Below are 20,780 nucleotides of genomic sequence, written 5' to 3'. Positions count from 1 at the left end.
GAGGATGCGTCATTATCTGCTGCAACGCGCTGGCCTGGGGGTATTGGTCCTGTGGGCCGCGTTTACCCTGTCGTTTGTGCTGCTGCAGGTGCTGCCAGGCGATGCGGTCCTGATCAAATTTCAGAATCCGGATCTCGGCCTGAGTCCGCAGCAGATTGCTGAGATGCGTCAGGCCTATGGCGCGGACAGCCCGCTGTGGCAGCAATATCTGCACACGCTGGTGGCGATGCTGCACGGCGACTTCGGCTATTCGGTGCAGGCGGGCGTGCCGGTCAGTGAACTGCTGACCAGCAATCTGCCTGGCACGCTGCGACTGGCCCTGTGCGGCTTTTTGCTGGCGACACTGCTGGCATTCGTGCTGGCGACACTGTCGCGGCTGCCTGCCCTGCGCGGCCTGCGTAATCTGCTGCAGTCACTGCCCGCGCTGTTTATCTCAGTGCCGACCTTCTGGCTCGGCATAGCCCTGATTCAGCTCTTCTCATTCCAGCTGCGCTGGATCCCGGTAATCAATCCCTCACCGTGGCAGGGACTGATTCTGCCCATTATTACGGTCGCCGTTCCGATCTCAGCGCCGCTGGCTCAGATTCTGTTGCGCAGCATCGATGAGGTCTCAACCCGGCCTTTTGTGGCGGTGGCGCGCGCCAAAGGGGCCAGCGAGCACTCTGTGCTGTGGCGGCACATCCTGCGCAACGCCATGCTGCCGGTGCTCACCGTGGCGGGCCTGCTGCTGGGAGAACTGATTGCCGGTGCGCTGATCACCGAAACGGTGTTTGGCCTGGGTGGTCTGGGACAGCTGACGCAGCAGGCGGTGAACAATCAGGATGTGGCGGTGTTGCAGGCGGTGGTGATGATCTCCGCGCTGGGTTTTGTGGTGATCAACCTGCTGGTGGATCTGCTGATGCCGCTCTTTGACCCGCGCTTACAGCTGTTACGAGGTGCAACATGAGTCTGGTTGATTACGCTGCTGCGCGGCAACCCGTGGCGGCAAAGATGCGCACTTTACAGTTCTCGCCGGGCCTGTGGCTCGCCGTTTCAGTCATGCTGCTGGCCGTACTGGCGGCCCTGTTCCCGGCCCTCTTTACCCAGGCCAGCCCGATTGAAGGCGTTGCGGGTGCACAGCGACTCGCACCGCAGGCCGGACACTGGCTCGGCACCGATCAGCTTGGCCGCGATCTCTTTGCCCGCATCGTTTACGGCGCGTCACATTCACTCTCCGCCGCCGTCATGGCGGTGGCGATCGGACTGCTGGCTGGTACCGCGCTGGGTCTGGTGGCAGGAGCTATCGGTGGCAAAACTGAATCAATTGTGATGCGCGCAGTGGATGTCCTGCTGGCGATTCCGGCGTTGCTGCTCTCTCTGAGCGTACTGATTTTACTCGGCTTCGGCACCCTGAATGCCGCATTAGCAGTGGGCATTGCCTCCATCGCCAGCTTCGCCCGACTGGCACGCGCCGAAGTGGTACGCATCCGTCACAGCGAGTATGTCGAAGCGGCTTACGGCAGTGGCGGCCGCTTTTTCAGCGTGCTGTGGCGTCACATTCTGCCCAATGCGCTGACGCCGGTGATCGCCTATGCCGCCCTGCAATTTGGTCAGGCGATTCTGGCGCTGTCGACTCTGAGCTTCCTCGGCTACGGCACCCCACCGCCGGTGCCGGAATGGGGTCTGTTAATCGCTGAAGGGCGTAATTATCTGGCTACCGCCTGGTGGCTGACCACTTTTCCTGGTGTGGTGGTGGTCGCTGTGGTGCTCGCAGCCAACCGCATCAGCCAGCAACTTTCAGGAGGACGCCGATGAGCGCTCAGCCGTTACTCGCGGTCAACAATCTGACGCTAAGCTATCGCAGCGGCAACCGTTGGCAGCCGGTGGTACATAATGTCAGCTTCGAGCTGCAGCCCGGTGAGATGGTGGCGCTGGTCGGGGAGTCCGGCTCCGGTAAAACCACCACCGCACAGGCGATAATGGGTCTGATGGCGGAAAATGGCCGTCGCGAAGGGGGAGAGATCCTGCTCAACGGCGTGGATATCAGTCAGTGGTCGCAAAAGCGTTTCGATACGCTGCGCGGGGCGCGCATCAGTCTGGTACCGCAGGATCCCGGTAATTCCCTGAACCCGGTGAAAACGGTCGGCGAACAGGTGGAAGAGATCCTGCGACTGCATCTGAAATTACCGTCAGCGCAGCGCCAGCAGCGAGTGATTGACCTGCTGAATCGCGTCGGACTTAGCCATCCGGAACAGCGGGTTAAGCAGTATCCGCATCAGCTGTCGGGCGGCATGAAGCAGCGGGTATTGATCGCCATTGCCCTCGCCCTGCAGCCGGAGATCATTATTGCGGATGAGCCGACCAGCGCGCTGGATGTCACGGTGCAAAAGCGCATTCTCGATCTGCTGGACAACCTGCGGCAGGAATCCCGCACCGCCGTGCTGTTTGTCACCCACGACCTGGCGCTGGCGGCGCAACGCGCAGATCGTATTATCGTGTTTCGTCACGGCGAGATTCAGGAATCGGGCCGCACTGAACAGGTTATCAGCGCGCCTGCTCATCCTTATACCCGTCAGTTACTGAATGATGCGGCACCGCAGCGACCCGCCAGAGTTAAATCTGCAACCGCCCGTTTTTCTGCCCCCGCCATCCGGGCAACCGGCGTGATGAAAAGCTTTTCGCTGGGCAAACAGCAGCGTTTGCAGGCGCTGAACCAGGTCAGCTTTCAGGTGGCGCGCGGCACTACGCATGCACTGGTAGGCGAATCCGGCTCAGGCAAAACCACGCTGGCGCGCATCGTTATGGGTTTTGAAACCGCAGACAGCGGCGAGGTGACGCTGGATGGCATCGTGGTCAACGGATTACGCGGCGAGGCGCTGCGTCAGCTGCGGCGGAAGATCCAGTTTGTCTATCAGAACCCATTTGCCTCGCTCGATCCGCGTCAGACGCTATATGCAATTATCGAAGAGCCACTGCGTAATTTTGAGCGACTGAGCCGCAGTCAGCGCCGTGAGCGCGTAGAAGGGATGACCACGCGGGTGGCGCTGCCGCTCTCTCTTCTGTCACGTCATCCTCACGAACTTTCCGGCGGACAGCGGCAGCGTGTGGCGCTTGCGCGGGCACTGATCTGCAAGCCGGAGATTCTGGTACTGGATGAGGCGACCTCGGCGCTGGATGTCACGGTGCAGGCGCAAATCCTCGACCTGTTGCAGCAGCTCCAGGCCGAACTGGGTCTGACCTATCTGTTTATCACGCACGACCTGGCGACGGTGCGGCAGATTGCCGACAGCGTCACGGTGTTAAAAGCGGGCGAAGTCGCAGAGCAAGGTGACGTTGTCACTATCTTCAGTGCGCCACAGCATCCTTATACCCGGGAATTAATGGCTGCCATTCCTCCGCTTATTCCCTTAACCCACAAGGAGTCAGCATGAGCCGACATCTCGGATTTTTTACCCGGCTGCTGGATAAGGTGCCGGCGAAACAGCGCTATCAGCTTGCCACCGAGCAGATCCAGCATGCCGAACGCTGCGGATTTGATAATGCGTGGATTGCTCAGCACCATTTTCATCAGGATGAGGGGGGTCTGCCGTCGCCGCTGCTCTTCCTGGCGCATGTCGCCGCGCAGACCCGCACCATCCGGCTCGGCACCGCCATCATCACCCTGCCGATGGAAAATGCGCTGCGGGTGGCTGAAGATGCCGCAGTACTGGATCTGCTGGCAGATGGGCGGCTGGAGATCGGGCTGGGCTCCGGTGGCACGCCGGATTCGTTTTTGCCGTTTGGTCTGACCTTTGCCGAGCGCGGTGCCGCTTTTGCCGACCATCTGCATACGCTGCTCAGCGCCTGGCGCGGGGATTCACTGGGGCATCCTGATAATCATCTCTATCCCGCCGCGCCGCAACTTGCCGGACGGGTGTGGATCGCCACCTTCTCGGTTGAGGGCGCAATCCGTGCCGCTCAGGGCGGCCATGGCCTGATGCTGTCCCGCACCCAGCCGCGCCCGGCGGGCCAGTCTGAGCTGCCGCTGGATGCATTGCAGAATCCGCTGATCGATGCCTATCTTGCGGCACTTCCTGCGGGAACCACTCCGCGCATCCTCGCCTCCCGTACCGCATTCGTGGCCGATTCTGACCGCTATGCCCGTCAGATAGCTGAACCGGGAATTCGTCAGCAGGCTGCGCAGTATCGTGGTGAATTACGCGGTGAACGCTTTGATGACCTGCTGGCGCAGTTTGATGCCCATGTTGGCGGCATCGATCAGGTGCAGCACTCGCTGGCGCAGGACAGCGCACTGGCGCGCGTCACCGACATCTCATTTCAGGTGCATTCGGTTGAGCCTTCGCATGCCGACACGCTGCGCTCGATTGAACTGATTGCCCAACATCTTGCGCCCACGCTTCGTGCCGCTGGCGAACCTCACAGGAGAATTTCATGAATCAACCTGACGATTTGATCGCCACACTGGCAGATATCGATCCCGATTCCGAACTGGCCCATGCGCGCCAGACACGTCACGCCGCCACACAACATGCTCAGGGTAGCTACACCCTGTTGTTTAGCCAGGGTGATGAAGATTTTCCGCTGGCGGAGCGCCGTCTGCTGGCCGCTCAGGTTGCCGGCTGGCATGCACAACCCGGCCTGCAGGCGCACTACCAGCCACAGGAGAGTCTGGCCGGGAGTGTTCGGATCAACGCGGCACAGGCTTTTGCCCATCGCCTGACCTTTGAGCCGGTTACTGCTGCTCCCGCGCATCTGGAGGCTTTGAAACAGGCGGGCTGGAGCCTGCGCGGCATTGTCACACTGGCACAGCTGGTGGCATTTGTCAGTTTTCAGAGCCGGTTGCTGGCGGGTCTGCGCAGCTTACAGGGCGATGAGGCGTCGGGTGAGGTTGCCCCGGTAGTCGCCGGTCACTGGCACGAGGCCTTACATACCGCCAGCGGCAAAACTGCCCTGACCGCGTTTACGCAACAGGAACTCGGCTGGGAGCCCTGGCTGCCGGCAAAACCGCTGTCGGAATTCAGCGAGGAAGAGCAGGCGACACTGGCAAAATTCGGTCACACCGACTCCGACTATTTTCGCCTGCTGGCGCGCAATCTGCCGTTGCTGGAGCAGCGCACCCTGACCGATAAAGGCATTTTTTATACCGCAGGAGGGCTGCCACGCGCCGAGCGCGAACTGGCTGCCACCGTGGTGAGTAAGGTCAACGGCTGCATTTACTGCGCCTCAGTCCATGCGCGTAAAGCCAGCCAGCTCTCAAAGCAGGATGAAGCGGTACAGAAGCTGCTGAATGTTGCACCCGGCGCGGTGTTATCTCACGGACACGCCGCGCGCTGGCAGGCGATCATCGCATTCTCAGCAGCGCTGTCGCTGACCCCTGCCCAGCCGACACAGTCGCAGCTCTCTGCACTGCGTGAACAGGGTCTGGATACGCTCGCCCTGCTCGATCTGATTCAATCAACCGCCTTTTTTGCCTGGGCTAATCGCCTGATGCTGACGCTGGGCGAACCTTTTCTGCCGGAACAACAGGGATAATCATGACTTTGCCTTTAACCGACCAACTGGTGCAGTGGCGTCGCGAACTGCATCAGCATCCTGAACTTTCGAATCATGAATTTGCCACCACGGAACGTATTACCCGCTGGCTGGAGCAGGCCGGGATCCGGCTGTTGCCGCTGGGGCTGAAAACCGGCGTCGTGGCTGAAATCGGTCATGGCGAACCCCTGATCGCCCTGCGCGCGGATATCGATGCGTTACCGATTGAAGAAACCACCGAACGCCCGTGGCGATCACAGCAGCCGGGCGTGATGCACGCCTGTGGTCACGACGTTCACAGCGCCGTGATGCTCGGCGTGGCGTTGCAGCTGAAACAGCAGGAAGACACACTGCAAGGCCGGGTACGGATTCTGTTTCAGCCCGCTGAAGAGACCTTTAATGGCGCACGTCAGCTGATTGATGCCGGTGCGCTGGAAGGCGTTCACGCGATATTTGGCCTGCACAACGCGCCCGACCTGCCGCTGGGCACACTGCGTAGCCGGGCGGGTGCGTTTTATGCCAACGTAGACCGCTTTGTTATCCGCATTGAGGGCAAAGGCGCCCATGCCGCACGACCGCAGGAGGGCATCGATTCGATTGTGATTGCCAGCCATATCGTAACGGCTCTGCAGACCCTGCCGAGCCGGGTGTTCAGCTCGCTGGAAACGGTGGTGCTGAGCGTGACGCGCTTTACCGCCGGTAATACCTGGAACGTGCTGCCACAAAGCGTTGAGCTGGAGGGCACCGTGCGCACCCACAACGGCGAAATTCGGGCCCAGATCCCGCACCGCATGCGATCCCTGATTCAGGGTATTGCCGCCGGGTTTGGTGCGACCGCCGAACTGGAGTGGACTGAAGGACCGCCGGCCCTGATTAACACGCCAGGCTGGGTGGATGTTGCTCTGGACGTTGCCCAACAGAGTGGCTATCTCGCGGAGCACGCTGAGTCGCCGCAGATGGGCGGAGAAGATTTTGCCTTCTATCTGCAGCAGGTGCCGGGGGCATTTGTCAGCATCGGCAGTGCCAGCGAATTTGGTCTGCATCACGCCGCCTTCGATCCTGATGAAGCGTTGATTGGCCCGGCGGTGGACTACTTCACGCAGCTGGTGCCGCGCGCGTTGCAGATTGTGGCGGCGCAATGACGAAAAAAAGGAGTGCTGCTATGTCAGTTCAGGTTCCACAACCGATTCTTGATCATGCTGTGATTAACGTGGCCGACCAGCTCGACAGCGCCAGCGCGCGCTTCCGAAGGCTCGGCTTTCAGCTCACTGAACGGGGTCATCACTCGCTGGGATCGAGTAATCACTTGGCTATTTTTGGTGAGAACTACCTGGAACTGCTGGGCTATGAGACGGGCAAAGGGAGCCAGCGCGCCGATCTCTGGCAATCGCCGCTGGGATTGAGCGGTCTGGTGTGGAAAAGCAGCGATGCAGAGAGTGAGTTTCAGCATCTGCAACGGCAGGATCTGGATGGCGATCCGCCAGCGGCTTTTCATCGTCCGGTTACCCTGCCCGACGGTTCGGTGAGTGAAGCGCACTTTAGGACCGTACGGATTCGCCCTTCGCTGGTACCCAATGGCCGCAGCTTTTTTTGCCAGCATCTGACGCCCGAAGCAGTATGGCAGCCGGCATGGCAGCGTCACCCCAATGGCGTGCGTAATATCAGTGAGTTTGTGATTGTCGCGCAGGATCCGGCGCTTTCAGCGCTGGTCTATAGCCGCCTGTTTGGGGCCGCTAAAGTGCTCGCCTGTCCCGAAGGCGCCTTTGTCCTGCGCGCGGGTGCTGCCACGGTTCGTTTTGCTTCGGCAGACTATGCGCAGCAGCGATTTGGCCCGCTGCCGGAAGACTATGATGGCAGCGCCCGCATGGTCGCGCTGGGTTTTGAGACGGAAGATCTCGACCTGGTGAAACGCGCGCTGGTGAAGGGTGAAATTGCCTTTCAGGAGCAGCCCGAGGCGATTGTGGTGGAGTCGGCAGAAGGTTTTAACCTGGCACTGCGTTTTACCTGAGTGCAGATTCAGGAGGTGATGAAAAACGCCTCAAGTGAGGCGTTTCTTCAGAGCACGGACCGATAAAATATAAAGACTTATCGAATCTTAATAGTCCATCGCAGCACGCTTAAATCAGAAAAACAGAGATGGCGACAGGCCAAACCGGGCGCATAATGCCCGGATATGCGACACAGTCAACTGACGTTCGCCGCTGAGGATTCGGCTAACCAGCGATTTTTTACCGATCTCATTTTCGAAGTCGCTCAGGCTAAGATTGTGTTGCTCAATAAGCACGCGCAGAATGCCGGGGCCTGTGCTGATTTCATTTTGACGTGCATTAAACTCGGCCAGCTCCGGATCTTTATCTTCATAGTGAGCAATGCGCGCGCAAAGCAGGTCAACCAGCGGATTATCCGGCTCATGTTCAATCAGATATTCGACCAGTTCCAGTGCTTCTTCATAATCCTCGCGCTGGCTGCTGCCAGCCAGCAGCGGTACCGCTTCAGCGAGCTCATTTGACAGCCTGATAGCTTCAGTATTCATTCGGTAACCTCCCGATATTTTTTAACAAGCTTGTCGTACTCAGCGTGCGTGCAGATATGCTTAATAAAGATTTTACTTCGCTCAAAATCCGCGAAGAACATCACGCGCAACTGGTTGCCACTCACGTCGATGACCCACCATTTAGCACGATATTTCATACGATCAAGGCTTGCATAAAGCGCTTTAAGATCGTCAGGACCACTGAAATCGCCTTGCCTGAGATGGCGATAAAGCAGATTAAGTGCGGCCGCTGCATTAGGATATTTTCTGGCCGCCTCATCAAACGGCACACGTGAAATAACATGCATTCCATTGGCTCCTGACTGTTTCCATTATGGAAACCATCCTGTCACAATCCAGCCATGTTGACAAGATGGAAACGTGTTAAATTTGCGTACTCAGTAGAGAAAATACGGCAAAAACTAATGTAAAACGGTGATTAAGGCATAATCGGCACGTGGTTTGGATGACCGGTTATCTCTGGTAATAACCAAAAGGTAAGAGCAATATTGTGATCTGATGTCTGCTAACAACACTGCCTATGCAATGAAGACTTATTCACCACAAGTTTCGCCAACTGAGGTGATATAAATAATTGCACTCTGATTTGAAATAAAAAAACGCCTCAACTGAGGCGTTTTTCACAGGCTTTACAACGACACAAATCAGAAGGTGTAGCTGGCGGTCACTGAGAAATTACGCGGTTCGCCGTAGACTACAGAGCTGGCCACGTTAGTGTCATACTCTTTGTCGAACAGGTTATTGAGGTTGCCCTGCAGCGACAGATTTTTGTTCACCTGATAACGGGCGAAGAGATCAACCAGCGCATAGCTGCCCTGACGGGCACGCCAGGTGCCATTGCCTTCCGGGCCACCGACATCATTCCAGATATGTGTCTGCCAGTTCACACCGCCACCCAGCGTCAGCTGCTGCAACGTCGGCAGGCGATAGCTGCTGAACAGGTTAAAGCTGGTCTGCGGCAGTTGCGGGTTAAAGGTGCTGCCATCGCGGTTTTCCGCAATGTAGCGCGTGCCGCCCAGGGTCATCTGCCAGTTGTCGGTTAATGCGCCGTTGACTTCAAACTCCACGCCACGACTCACCACGCCTTTACGGCCAATGTACGCGACATCACCTGACCCCTGAACCGTCTGAGTGGTTGCTTCACCGACATTATTCAGCTCGGTGCGGAATACCGAAATCGAGGTGGTGAAGCGACTGTCCATCCAGTCAGATTTCAGGCCTGCCTCGTAGTTTTTGCCGATAACGGGCGACAGGAAAGCGCCGCTGGCATCGCGATAGTCCTGTGGCTGGAACACCGAGGTATAGCTGGCGTAAGCCGACCAGTTTTCAGCGAAGTCATAAATCAATCCGCCGTAAGGGGTGGTGTTATTTTCTTCCATTTCACCACCAGGCGTTTCACGGTTCCAGTTGGTGTAACGAGCACCGATAATCAGGTGCAGCGGATCGGCGAGCGACAGACGGGTCGCCATATAAGTCGATTTCTGGCGAACCAGTTGGGTATCGCTGGCTGGCAGACGCGGCGTCCAGGCTGATTCCGGATACTGACCGTTAAACTCGTTGTAGTTGCCCAGCGACTCCGATGAGATATTCTCAAAGGTACTGAAGTACTTGTTATCCTGGCGGGTGTAATTGACGCCGACCATCAGCTCATGCTGACGACCCAGCAGTTCATAAGGACCGCTGGCGAAGGCATCAACGGCATCCACTTTGCGTTTACCGGTGTTGTAACCAGTCCCGCCTACCACCGGATAGTTGGCATAGGAAGAGACGCCCGCCCCGGTGTTACGATCGAAATAGCCATCAAGATAGATCTGCTTACTGTCGAGGCGCATCTCGTTGTGCGCGCCGTTCAGTGTGATGTTCCAGCCGTTGTCGAAGTCCTGTTTCAGGTTCACAAAGACTTTACGGTTCTCTTTATCGTTGTAGGCCCAGTCAGGTGCGGTGTTGTAGCCGCGTCGGGTATGTATCTGCGTGCCGTCTGTGTACCAGCGCGGTGCGCCACCCCACATGGTGGAATCCGTATTGACCTGGCTGAATTCATAGCCGACCGAAAGCGTGGCAGAGTCGGTCAGGTCAGCGTCAACCACGCCATAGATGAACTGTTTTTTGGCGCCATAGCGCTCTATGAAGCTGTTGTTATCCTGCCATCCCGCGATCAGCCGGCCACGAACATTGCCGGAGTCACTGAGCGGAGCCGAGATATCGGCCACATAACGCTGCTTATTCCAGCTGCCGTAACTGGCGGAGACGGTGCCGCCGAACTCTTTGCTGTCGGCGTGTTTGCGCACCATATTGATGGCGGCTGATGGATTACCCGGTCCGGTTAACAGACCGGTCGCTCCGCGCACCACTTCAACGCGCTCATACATTGCCATATCGGTCTGCGCATCACCCAGGTTCCAGCGAGCGGCAAAGGCAGTAGGGATACCATCGACCATGTAGTTGTCGATCATAAAGCCGCGAGCATAGTAGTTGGTGCGATCCATATCACCACTGATACCGCGAATACCGGTGGTATTTGCGAGCACATCATTCAGCGACTGGAGTTGCTGATCGGCCATACGCTGTTTACTGACAATGCTGACTGACTGCGGGACATCACGCACGGTGCCCAGCATTTTAGTGCCCGCACGGGTAACCGGTACGCTGTAATCGGTGGCGGGCGAAGCGGCTACGGCATCATCGGCTGACGCGCTGACCGTCATAGTCTGGTTATCGCTGGCAGCGGGTGCGCCGGTCTCTGCGGCATGAGCAGCGTTATGCGCCAGCGACGAGGCGACGATGACAGCCAGCAAGGAGAAGCGGAATGGACGTTGCAGAGCAGAAGTGTCCGTTGCCCTGGGGTGTTGAAGATCGAAAGCGTTCATTAATTCCTCAATTATCTTTATGTTTTTATGCTGCCACTGTCACGACCATGCTTCCTGCGGACATCGCTGCCCTGCTTATGGTTTGAGGAACCAGAAACCTTTCCCTGAGCGCCTGCGCGCGGGTGTGATGAACTTCTAAAACAAATGAGAAATATACGCATTGCGATTATCATTGCAAGATTTTGTTAGCAAACAATACGAATTTTTTCAGGGAATTGTCTGCGTGTGAAAGACGGCTGGAAGATGATAAAGACAGGGAGGCGTTTATAGGGTCAGCACGCCTGCTGACTTGTCAGAGCAACAGGGCTGCTGCATCATTATTTGTTAAAGATAAAATCCTGTAATGGCCGTTCATTGAACTGTAGTTGTCACTCCTGATGCCACAATATCTGCCTTAAATCTTTTATCACCTTATTTAACACCAGATATTGCAGGAATTCGTACGTGCGCAAAATTTCAACTCTTAAAGCGCTGATAACGACCACCGTTTTCAGTGTTTTTTCAGTCCACTCCGCCACACTTGTAGAGAGCGTGAGTGCGGGCTGGGATAATTTCAGTGATAAAGTCGCCACAACCTGGCAGCAGCCTGAAGGTTACGACTTTTATCTGCCCGCGATTACCTGGCACAACCGTGCCACTTACGATCGTGAACACATCAATAAATATAATGAAAGACCCTGGGGCGCGGGCGGAGGTATCTCCCGCTACGATGAAAAAGGGAACTGGAACGGCATCTACTTAATGGCGTTTAAGGACTCCTTTAATAAATGGGAACCCTTTGGTGGCTATGGCTGGGTGGCAACCTGGCGTCCGCTGGCCGACCAGAATTTTCACTGGGGTGCGGGTTACACGGCGGGCTTTACCGCACGGCACAACTGGGATTATATTCCGGTGCCTGCGCTACTGCCGCTGGCCTCTGTCGGCTATGGCGATCTCGATTTCCAGATGACCTATATTCCCGGCACCCATAACAACGGCAACGTCTATTTTGCCTGGCTGCGCTACCACTTCTGATAGTTGCCGATATAAGCGTTAGCGTGACATCGCCATGAGCGAGAGATCGTCCAGCGTGAGGGTTTCGCCATCATAGCGATGACGCAGCAGATGGTAGCTTTCGCATTCAATAATCTGCTCTACCGCGTCCGAAAAGATATTCATGGCGCTGCGCATCTGGCTCAGATAGTCATGGGTGTCATAGACCCGATCGATGCCTTCCAGCGCATGGTTCATGATTTTTCGGGCGACGTCATTGGGCGTGTCGAGCGCTGAGAGTTTTGAACGCGCAGTCCTGCGCAGATCGCGCGGGGTAAACGCCTCCAGTCCCAGCCCACGGGGAGCGCGGATCATCCGGCGAAGTGCCTGATTCAACGCGCCTTTTGACAGCGGCTGTTGCGGATCGCGTGGCGCGGGCACCAGCCAGGGTGAGGCTGGTTCGGCGGCGCGCAGCAATGCTTCGATGCATTGACGCATCAGCGGTGAAATGGGCAGCACATGCTCCCGCTGCGATTTATTGCGTGTACCCTGCATCCACAATCCTAATTGCAGATCGAACTCCGCTTTCTGCGCCTGCACAATTTCATCCGGCCGCCGGGCGCTGACCAGGCATAAACGCAGCGCCCAGCGCGCCTGTTCCGAAAGCGCCCAGTTATCCAGCCCGTGCCAGAACACCCAGATTTCTGCATCGGTGAGTTGCCGACTGCGCGGCGGCGTAGCGCGACCCGCGACATCACGCTTTTTCATTGAAGCGATGGGTGAATGATCGAGATAGCCCTGCATCTCGGCCCAGGCGAGAAATTGTTTGGTCAGCGCGAACACCCGCCGCGCCTCCTCTTTTTTACCGTCGGCGATCAGAATGTTATAGAGCCGGTTAAGGCGTAAGCGGTTCAGCGTTTTGAGTGGCTGCGAACCGATGTTCGGCAGGACATGTTTCAGCAATGAGGAGATGGCGATCTCAGGACGCCGCCGGCTGATCAGCAGCGAGAGTTTTACCCAGACCTTCATCACCTGCTCCACCGTGCCTTCATCGCCAAAATTATCCAGCTCGCTGAGTGAAGCCTTTTTAACCTGCTCCAGCCAGATCAGTACATGGCGGCCTACATGGGCTGAACGCGCAGGGATCTGTGTCAGATCTGGGGTCACATTTATACCTGTTAGACATGAAGAGCGGGCCATTCTATCCATTGTTTATCTATGACTCCAGACCTAATAAGTCTGGAGTCATAAAGACGCGTTCTGATGAAATCTGAGGAAGTTTTCGGGTGATGGACCAACAAGTAAAACTAACGTCACTTCTCCCTTCTGGTCACGGTTATGGCGAATAAATAGCCCATTGTTATGGAATGTAAAGGTGGCTTAGCGCGATATACAATGATAACTATTATCATTATCATACGCATTTGCTTACATGCCTTAATACTTCAGGGAGATTTTCTAAGTGAATGTAACCATGCGTGTCCATAAGCGCCCTGTTGCGCTACTGCTGGCCGGTTTATTGAGTACCTCTGCTAACGGCGCTAATCAGGAAGAGACAGAAAAGCTGGCTGATGATGAGACGATGCTGGTCACTGCTGAACAGGAGCTGAAACAGCAGCCTGGCGTTTCGGTGATCACCTCGCAGGACATTGAGAAAAACCCGCCGGTCAACGACCTTTCCGACATTATCCGTAAAATGCCAGGCGTTAACCTTACCGGCAACAGCGCCAACGGCGTACGCGGTAACAATCGTCAGATCGATATTCGCGGCATGGGGCCGGAAAATACGCTGATTCTGATCGATGGTGTGCCGACCACCTCGCGCAATTCGGTGCGTTATAGCTGGCGCGGCGAGCGCGATTCCCGCGGTGACTCAAACTGGGTACCACCAGAAATGGTTGAACGGATTGAAGTGATTCGTGGACCGGCGGCAGCGCGTTACGGTTCCGGCGCGGCCGGTGGCGTGGTTAATATCATTACCAAACGCCCGACCAATGACTGGAGCGGATCGCTGTCGCTTTATACCAACCAGCCGGAAGATGATAAAGAAGGCGCAACCCGCCGCGCTAACTTTAACCTGAGTGGTCCGCTGGCGGGCGATGCTCTGACCATGCGGCTCTATGGCAACATCAACAAAACCGACAGCGATGCTTTCGACATTAACCAGTCGCACAATGGCTCCGGCGCCGCCGGTCGCGAAGGCGTTCGCAATAAAGACATCAACAGCGTGCTGTCGTGGAAGATTACGCCATTACAGGTGCTGGATTTCAGCTACGGATACAGCCGTCAGGGCAACATTTACACCGGGGATACCCAGTACAGCAACGGTGCCGGTAATGCCTTGATCGAATCTCTCGATGGTTCAGAAACCAACCGTCTGTATCGTCAGACCTGGGGCCTTGCGCATAATGGCATCTGGGACTGGGGACAATCTAAGCTCACCTTTAACTATGAAAAAACCAATAACACCCGCCTGAATGAAGGCACGGCGGGTGCGGGTGAAGGCCGGATCAACAGCAACACGTTCTCAACCAGTCGCTTTGAAAGTTACCGGGCAGGAGGCGAAGTCAGCTTCCCGCTGGAACTGCTGCGTGAACAGACCGTTACGCTGGGAGCCGAGTGGAACCGTGATGAGCTGAACGATCCAAATTCAATGAACGGCACCAGTGCGCCTGGCGTATCCATCGACGGTGTCAGTGGTGATGCGGGCAGCCGCAACAGTAAAAACAGCGCAACGCTGAGCTCACTCTATTTTGAAGATAATATTGCTGCGACCGATAGCACTGAAGTGATCCCCGGTCTGCGTTTTGATTATCACGACACCTTTGGTGCGAACTGGAGTCCGTCGCTCAATATTTCTCAGGCTCTGGGAGAAAGTTTTACCCTGAAAGCGGGTATCGCCCGTGCGTTTAAAGCCCCTAACCTTTATCAGTCCAGCGAAGGCTATTTACTGGCGACGCGGGGAAATGGCTGTCCGATCAACGTTACCCGTGGCAGTTGCTATCTGCTGGGCAATGAAAATCTCGATCCTGAAGTCAGCGTTAATAAAGAGCTGGGTATCGAGTTCAGCCAGGATGGCTATATTGCGGGTATCACCTGGTTCCGCAATGACTATAAAAACAAAATTGTCTCCGGGACGGAGGTGTTGGGTTACGCCTCTAATGGCAACAACATCCTGCAATGGAGTAACGGCGGCAAAGCGGTAGTGGAAGGTCTGGAAGGCAATTTCACTATCCCGCTGGTCAGTGACGAGCTGGAGTGGCGGACTAACGCAACTTATATGATCGAGTCGAAGGATAAAAAGACCGGCAATCCGCTGTCGATTATTCCTGAATACACGATCAATACAATGCTGGACTGGCAGGTGACGCAGGATTTCTCCACTAATCTGAACTGGACAATGTATGGTCGTCAGAAACCACGCCAGTATGCGGAATCCCGCACAGAAAGCAATTCAATGTCGAATCGCGAAGTCGGCGCTTATTCAGTATTTGGGGTCAATTTTAATTATGACATCACCAAAAATCTGCGTGCCAATGCGGGTATTAATAACCTGCTGGATAAGCAGCTATATCGCGAAGCTGATGGCGCATCAACCTATAACGAGCCGGGACGCGCTTATTATGCCGGGCTGACAATGTCCTTCTGATCTGCAGCAGCGCTTCCCGGTGGAGGCGCTGTTTTTTCGTCGTCGTCGAAAAACCTCCTGTTTACACTCCCCCCGATTTATCTTCTCAATGCTAATCTCTGGCTGCCCCTTAACGAGCCGGAAAGTATCTGGCTCACGGGTATGGCATTAAATACTTACATTCCCTCTGGAAAGCGTAACGACAGGTAACTAATGTCGTGATTCCTGTATCCCGGCCAGCGAAACACCCCAGAGTGCGGCTATGCTCTGTCGGGTTCAACCTGCAACTATAACTAACTATCAGGATATTAAGTGATGAAAAAATTATCAGTTATCGTTATTGCTACCGGACTGTTTTTGTCGGTGAATTTACAGGCTAATGCCCAGGGCTGTCTTAAGGGAGCCGCAGTAGGCGGCGTCGCAGGTCATGTTGCTCATCATGGTGTGGCCGGTGCCGCAGCGGGCTGCGCAGTTGGTCATCATATGGCGAAGAAAAAACAGAAAGAGGCTGAGCAAAATCAGCAGTCTCAAAAATAAGCTGAGGTTGTAGCATCGATGTAAATCAGCCGATTACCGGGCAATGATGATGTCCGGTGATCGCTGAGTGATAACTATTCTGACTCTGTTGCATCGCTAAAGTATGGCGCATTAAGGGCGGCCGGTTATGGTAATTATGTTTATTTGAACTCGATGTCTTTAAAGGTGCAGTGATTTAGGTGAGTGACCAGAAATTTGAATAAGGTACGCCTATTTTTAATTCAGACAGTGGAAAACGTCTTTTGAAAAAACGTCCTTTATCGACCCAGCCGCACAATGCCATGCCATCTTCATATTCAATTACCACCATTATTCTTCTTCTTTTTCTTCGCCGAACAATGGTGCCCACTTCAATCATGCGGATGCCTTAACCGCACTATTGCCGGTTACGTCATGGGTATCTGAAAGTATCGTTCTGACAATGAAGTCATTACTTTTTCTCAGATCTCCAATCTCTGGCTGGAGTTTTCCATATATCCGCATACCTTCCAGCATCATGAAAATGCTTTGAGCCATGACTCGCGCATCTTCATCCTGGCGAAATACCCGCTGATCCTGGCCTCTTTTTAAGATATTCTCTAACTCGTTAATTAAACGGTTAAATTTAAAGGAAACTTTGCCTTTAACCTCTTCGTCTCCGGGTAAAAGTTCACTGGCTGCCGCAATAGTAAAGCACCCTTTCTCTCCGGCAGGAGCAGATGATAACTGAGCCACAAATTCGAGCGTTTCTCGCAATGCAGCTTCTGGCGACATTTCTGCATTTCGTTTCACTGTCCTTGAAATGCCTTCATCCATATATCGCTGCAAAGCAGCCAGATAAATAGCACGCTTATCGGGATAAAGTTTATAGATGCTGGCACTTGCAAGACCTGATGCTTTCATAAGATCAGCCATAGATGTTGCCTGATATCCCTTCTGCCAGAAGCATTCAAGTGCGGTGTTGAGGAACGTCTCTGGATCGAATTCTCTGGGTCTGCCTGCTGATGCTTTCATAAGGTTCTCCTGTTTTGAAGGTTGATTGTAGATCGATCAATCTACAATTAAAAGGCTTTATCTAAACCTTGTGTTAAAAGTCATGCTTTTTGCCTGGTAAAATTTAATGCTGAGTCAGTGGACAGGCACAGGTGAGTCATTGGCCGCCTTCTGGCGGCGGCAGGCAAATACTTATAATGGGATTACAGTCTGGACCTGATGCTGAAAAACGTAGGGATCTGATAGCAACTCATATTCTTCATCGTCCGGATAGGTAACGGCAATCTGATACTGTTCGCCTGCAAAGGCTTTGATGGCTTCTAAATCTTCCCAGTACGTCGCAAGGAAGAAATGCTCCCATTCGCCCTGCGTTTCTCTGCGTACATAGGCTCCCAGATTCCCTGGTGTCGCTTCTGAATGTTCAACACCAGTCTCCTGCAAGTGAGTTGCAAAACCTTCGGCGTGCCTGACCGGTACGCATCCGTGCCATGTTCTGACAATCATGTTGCTATCCTCATGTTGTTGAAGTGTTTTTACCATAACATGACAATGCAGGAACAGCGATTCATTCTCTGGGGTGGATAATGGGATGTTATTTAACTACGCACCGGCCAGTTAAGGATTCTCATGCAACAAAAAATGCCGGAGCTCAGTGGTAACTTCTTCTGGTGCTTCTTCAGCCATATGGTGACCGCTGGCTATCGCTTTACCCCGAACATGCGGTGCCCAGGATTTCCAGATACCCAATACATCACCGTAAATATCTTCCAGATCATCATATTTTGACCATAAACAGAGTGTCGGGCATTCAATCAATCGCCCATTCTGACGATCATAAAGCTCATGCTCTTTGTCTATAGTAAGACCGGCACGATAATCCTCGATCATCCCATGTACAGTCTCCGGATCGTGTATAGCTCGCCTGAATTCAATGTATTCATCATTCCCCATTGTTTCGGGCTGGCCTCCATACCATTTGTCCGGATCGGCTAAAATTGCCAGCTCGGGTTTTTCAGGCTGAGCGAAGAAGAACCAGTGATACCACTGTCGGGCAAACTTCTCATTACACCGGTTGAGCGCTTCAAGTATGGGTATACAATCCAGTACAGCAAGTCGTGTAATTCGCTCAGGGTAATCAAGTGCAGCCCTATATGCTGTATAACTACCTCTGTCATGTCCCACCAGCGCGAATTGATCGAAACCTAACTGGCTCATCAACTCAATACAATCTTTCGCTTTAGCTCGCTTAGAAGAACCAGCATGATTGGGCTCATCTGCAGGTTTAGATGAGCGGCCAAATCCCCTTAAATCGGGACAAACCACGGTAAAAGATTCGGCAAGTTGCGGAGCCACCTTTGACCAGGTTACGTGGGTGCGGGGGTGTCCATGCAACAGCAAAACCGGAGGACCATTACCTCCATAGCGAACATTTAGCACTGCTTCAGAAAGTCTGATTTGTGTATGAGTAAATCCCTCAAACATTTTTTGATACCCGCGCCATGAATTTATAAAAATTATAGGCTGATGTCAGCTGATGTATCTTTATTGCAACGGCTTAATACTGTGAAGACTGAATCAATTCAACCAACTCCGGGATACTCGTTTGTGTTAAAACAATGTTTCAAGGCAACCAGGCCTGAAACATGACGGAGCAGAAATGAGAACGCAAAAGCGATGTATGGGTTATGTGGCCATCGTGGTTGATGACTATGATCGGGCAATTGAGTATTACACCGAAAAGCTGGGTTTTACCCTTGTTGAGGATACACCGCAGCCAGGTAAACGCTGGGTTGTAGTTACACCTGACCCTGAAAGCGACTGCAATCTTCTTCTGGCTCGCGCTTCAAATGACAGACAGGAAGGTTTTATCGGCAATCAGTGCGGCGGAAGAGTATTCCTTTTTCTGCAGACGGATGACTTCTGGCGAGACTACAAAGCCATGAAATCGAAAGGCGTCACATTCTCCCAGGAGCCTCGTGAAGAGGAGTACGGAACCGTGGTGGTATTTGAAGATCTTTATGGCAACCGCTGGGACCTTTATCAGAACAGGCAGAATTAAAAACCAAAGCCAGTTGTGTATCAGGCATTCAGATGAACAATCAAAGCACGAACCCTGCGGGGATACTTCAGATCAGCGGGGAGTGTTTTTGAAGCATCCCCTGAGCACTCTGCTATCAATTAAGCGCTCGCGAGCAACAGAGCGCCGTGTGATAGCAGACTTACTTTCCTCACAAGCAATAACGCTCAGATCCGCAAATCAGTTTCACTAATCCAGCGATCTATCCGATATTTTTAGCTGCGCCCTGGCATTATAAAAACGACGATAGGATAAATAGACAGCAATGATCGTTGACAGACTGGCAGTTCCTATCAGCATAAACGTGACCATAATCTGATACTTAATCGCCTTGAGCGGATCTATTCCGGCGAAAATCAGTCCGGACATCATCCCTGGCAGGCTGACCAGTCCGACAGTTTTGGCAGCGTCCACCGTCGGCATCATGGCTGTACGAATGCTGTCGGCAATAATGCGGCCCGATGCCAGCTTCACCGATGCGCCAAGGCTCAGCATCTCCATAATTTTCTGCTGGTTGTCGCTGAAGCGCTGGTTCAGGTTGCTGTAACAGAGCCCTACTGCGACCATAGCATTACCGGCGATCATGCCCGTGATGGGGATGACCTGCATCGGAACAAACGCTATCGCCCCGCTCAGCACCAGAATCGTCAGCGTGATAACGGTGCCACTAAAAATAGCGACAAACGATATCGTAAAGGGGTTATCAATATTTCGACCGCGTTTACGGGCGTTGATCGCGGCATTAACGCAGATAAACAGCACCATCAATACCGTCAGCCAGCTGTTATTAACATCGAATATCGACTTTAATACAAAGCCGACAATGACCAGCTGAATTATCGCCCGGGATACACTCCAGAGAATATCTTTGCTCATGCCGAGCTTTTCTTTCTGGCTGATAAGCAGCGCTATGGCCACCAGCGTCAGTGACAGCAAAATCGAGGTGTCACTGATATTATGCTGATTCACGCTTATTCTCCTTTTCTGGCGGCTCAAGGCGAAGCACCTGCTCAGCCTGCTGAATATCGTTAACATCATGGCTGATCCGCACCACGGCTACCTTTTCTTCAGCTGCCATCCGGTGAATCAGTGAAAGTACTGACAGTCTGTTCTCTTCATCAAGGGCGCTGGTGACTTCATCCAGCAACAGCACCTCAGGCATAAATTGCAGATTGCGCAGTAGTCCGACACGCTGCTTTTCTCCGCCTGAAAGTTGTTCAACAGGTTTATTCAGCATATCCGGAGAGAGATTTACGCTTTCCAGCGCAGCAACAAGTTTGTCCCGCTGAGGTTTCTGACGGCGAATCTGCCATGGCAGCGCCAGGTTGTCATATACCGTCTGACCAAACAGTTGCGGCGTCTGAAAGCAGTACGAGACCTGCTGGCGATAAACCTCTGCTCTCAGCGTGGTGATATCACTGTTCCTGAAGAAAAGTTGCCCCGAGTTGGGGGTAATCAGCGAAGCAAGGATTTTGAGGAAAGTACTTTTTCCGCTTCCGGATGGGCCGGTCAGCAAGACGCAATCACCCTGATATAACTGCAGGGAGACCGGTTTCAGTAGCTGACGATCCCCGACTGAAAAAGCGACATCCTGCACATCCAGCAGGGGTGAAACTCTGTCCATATTTACGCCTCAGGACCTGACAAAATGAGTGTTGGCAT

General features: G+C 54.0%; 21 protein-coding genes. 11 read left to right on the top strand and 10 right to left on the bottom strand.

Annotated elements, in window-relative coordinates; translation table 11 throughout:
* The first annotated feature begins 4 nt into the window (after positions 1 to 4).
* From OK412_RS06545 to OK412_RS06515, 7 genes are read left to right on the top strand one after another with little or no spacing between them, the layout of a single operon-like run.
* A complete protein-coding gene (locus tag OK412_RS06545) occupies positions 5 to 946 on the top strand; it encodes an ABC transporter permease (protein ID WP_045140088.1) in 942 nt (313 codons plus the stop codon).
* Positions 943 to 1,794: an ABC transporter permease gene (locus OK412_RS06540; protein WP_245114959.1), complete on the top strand. Its 852-nt coding sequence runs from the start codon at positions 943 to 945 to the stop codon at positions 1,792 to 1,794. Before OK412_RS06545 ends, OK412_RS06540 begins: the two co-directional genes overlap by 4 nt.
* On the top strand, positions 1,791 to 3,410 hold the full coding sequence (locus tag OK412_RS06535; RefSeq protein ID WP_060679216.1) for a dipeptide ABC transporter ATP-binding protein: 1,620 nt from the start codon (positions 1,791 to 1,793) through the stop codon (positions 3,408 to 3,410). Before OK412_RS06540 ends, OK412_RS06535 begins: the two co-directional genes overlap by 4 nt.
* Entirely contained in the window at positions 3,407 to 4,414 is a 1,008-nt protein-coding gene (locus OK412_RS06530) for a putative FMN-dependent luciferase-like monooxygenase (protein ID WP_264352895.1), read from the top strand. Before OK412_RS06535 ends, OK412_RS06530 begins: the two co-directional genes overlap by 4 nt.
* Positions 4,411 to 5,511, top strand: a complete 1,101-nt coding sequence (locus tag OK412_RS06525; RefSeq protein WP_264352894.1) for an alkylhydroperoxidase domain protein — start codon at positions 4,411 to 4,413, stop codon at positions 5,509 to 5,511. Before OK412_RS06530 ends, OK412_RS06525 begins: the two co-directional genes overlap by 4 nt.
* Before the next feature lie 2 nt (positions 5,512 to 5,513).
* Positions 5,514 to 6,653 (top strand): amidohydrolase, encoded by a 1,140-nt coding sequence (locus OK412_RS06520; protein WP_236352517.1) that lies wholly within the window; start codon positions 5,514 to 5,516, stop codon positions 6,651 to 6,653.
* A gap of 20 nt (positions 6,654 to 6,673) precedes the next feature.
* The gene (locus OK412_RS06515; protein ID WP_010670393.1) at positions 6,674 to 7,519 is read left to right on the top strand and encodes a VOC family protein; all 846 of its coding nucleotides are present in this window, start codon (positions 6,674 to 6,676) and stop codon (positions 7,517 to 7,519) included.
* A gap of 114 nt (positions 7,520 to 7,633) precedes the next feature.
* Here the strand turns inward: OK412_RS06515 and OK412_RS06510 are convergent, their stop codons facing one another.
* From OK412_RS06510 to fhuE, 3 genes are all read right to left on the bottom strand, one after another.
* On the bottom strand, positions 7,634 to 8,044 hold the full coding sequence (locus tag OK412_RS06510) for a helix-turn-helix domain-containing protein (RefSeq protein ID WP_167423156.1): 411 nt from the start codon (positions 8,042 to 8,044) through the stop codon (positions 7,634 to 7,636).
* Positions 8,041 to 8,352 carry a type II toxin-antitoxin system HigB family toxin gene (locus OK412_RS06505; protein ID WP_132499103.1) on the bottom strand — a complete coding sequence of 104 codons (312 nt, stop codon included), beginning with the start codon at positions 8,350 to 8,352 and terminating at the stop codon, positions 8,041 to 8,043. The genes OK412_RS06510 and OK412_RS06505 overlap by 4 nt, the downstream gene beginning before the upstream one ends.
* Before the next feature lie 357 nt (positions 8,353 to 8,709).
* Entirely contained in the window at positions 8,710 to 10,932 is a 2,223-nt protein-coding gene (fhuE, locus tag OK412_RS06500; RefSeq protein ID WP_264352893.1) for a ferric-rhodotorulic acid/ferric-coprogen receptor FhuE, read from the bottom strand.
* Positions 10,933 to 11,376: 444 nt separating this feature from the next.
* Between fhuE and pagP the strand changes: the two genes are divergently transcribed.
* Complete coding sequence (gene pagP, locus OK412_RS06495) at positions 11,377 to 11,946, top strand: lipid IV(A) palmitoyltransferase PagP (RefSeq protein WP_033780278.1); 570 nt, start codon at positions 11,377 to 11,379, stop codon at positions 11,944 to 11,946.
* 18 nt (positions 11,947 to 11,964) lie between these two features.
* Here pagP and OK412_RS06490 read toward each other — a convergent pair whose 3' ends face one another.
* Positions 11,965 to 13,071, bottom strand: coding sequence for a tyrosine-type recombinase/integrase (locus OK412_RS06490; protein ID WP_249654887.1), 1,107 nt, complete (start codon positions 13,069 to 13,071; stop codon positions 11,965 to 11,967).
* A 307-nt stretch (positions 13,072 to 13,378) separates the two neighbouring features.
* Between OK412_RS06490 and OK412_RS06485 the strand changes: the two genes are divergently transcribed.
* Positions 13,379 to 15,553, top strand: a complete 2,175-nt coding sequence (locus OK412_RS06485) for a TonB-dependent siderophore receptor (RefSeq protein WP_022624368.1) — start codon at positions 13,379 to 13,381, stop codon at positions 15,551 to 15,553.
* A gap of 294 nt (positions 15,554 to 15,847) precedes the next feature.
* A complete protein-coding gene (locus OK412_RS06480) occupies positions 15,848 to 16,069 on the top strand; it encodes a hypothetical protein (protein ID WP_010247042.1) in 222 nt (73 codons plus the stop codon).
* 175 nt (positions 16,070 to 16,244) lie between these two features.
* On the opposite strand, the gene OK412_RS06475 is transcribed toward OK412_RS06480, so the two are convergent.
* The 4 genes from OK412_RS06475 to OK412_RS06460 all read right to left on the bottom strand — a co-directional run bounded on the left by OK412_RS06475 (position 16,245) and on the right by OK412_RS06460 (position 18,523).
* The gene (locus tag OK412_RS06475) at positions 16,245 to 16,427 is read right to left on the bottom strand and encodes a hypothetical protein (RefSeq protein WP_031292352.1); all 183 of its coding nucleotides are present in this window, start codon (positions 16,425 to 16,427) and stop codon (positions 16,245 to 16,247) included.
* The gene (locus OK412_RS06470; protein WP_264352892.1) at positions 16,424 to 17,062 is read right to left on the bottom strand and encodes a TetR/AcrR family transcriptional regulator; all 639 of its coding nucleotides are present in this window, start codon (positions 17,060 to 17,062) and stop codon (positions 16,424 to 16,426) included. The genes OK412_RS06475 and OK412_RS06470 overlap by 4 nt, the downstream gene beginning before the upstream one ends.
* A gap of 171 nt (positions 17,063 to 17,233) precedes the next feature.
* On the bottom strand, positions 17,234 to 17,545 hold the full coding sequence (locus OK412_RS06465) for an antibiotic biosynthesis monooxygenase (protein ID WP_154210132.1): 312 nt from the start codon (positions 17,543 to 17,545) through the stop codon (positions 17,234 to 17,236).
* A gap of 111 nt (positions 17,546 to 17,656) precedes the next feature.
* Entirely contained in the window at positions 17,657 to 18,523 is an 867-nt protein-coding gene (locus OK412_RS06460; RefSeq protein ID WP_033773412.1) for an alpha/beta fold hydrolase, read from the bottom strand.
* A gap of 175 nt (positions 18,524 to 18,698) precedes the next feature.
* On the opposite strand from OK412_RS06460, the gene OK412_RS06455 reads away from it, so the two are divergent.
* The gene (locus OK412_RS06455; protein ID WP_010247037.1) at positions 18,699 to 19,100 is read left to right on the top strand and encodes a VOC family protein; all 402 of its coding nucleotides are present in this window, start codon (positions 18,699 to 18,701) and stop codon (positions 19,098 to 19,100) included.
* 207 nt (positions 19,101 to 19,307) lie between these two features.
* Here OK412_RS06455 and fetB read toward each other — a convergent pair whose 3' ends face one another.
* Positions 19,308 to 20,087, bottom strand: a complete 780-nt coding sequence (fetB, locus tag OK412_RS06450; RefSeq protein ID WP_264352891.1) for an iron efflux ABC transporter permease subunit FetB — start codon at positions 20,085 to 20,087, stop codon at positions 19,308 to 19,310.
* Positions 20,074 to 20,742 (bottom strand): iron efflux ABC transporter ATP-binding subunit FetA, encoded by a 669-nt coding sequence (gene fetA / locus OK412_RS06445; protein WP_264352890.1) that lies wholly within the window; start codon positions 20,740 to 20,742, stop codon positions 20,074 to 20,076. The genes fetB and fetA overlap by 14 nt, the downstream gene beginning before the upstream one ends.
* Positions 20,743 to 20,780: the final 38 nt, after the last annotated feature.

It is taken from the genome of Pantoea sp. JV6 (assembly GCF_025910055.1).
Classification (GTDB): Bacteria; Pseudomonadota; Gammaproteobacteria; order Enterobacterales; family Enterobacteriaceae; genus Pantoea; species Pantoea agglomerans.
This window is presented reverse-complemented; position numbering and strand designations above follow the sequence as displayed.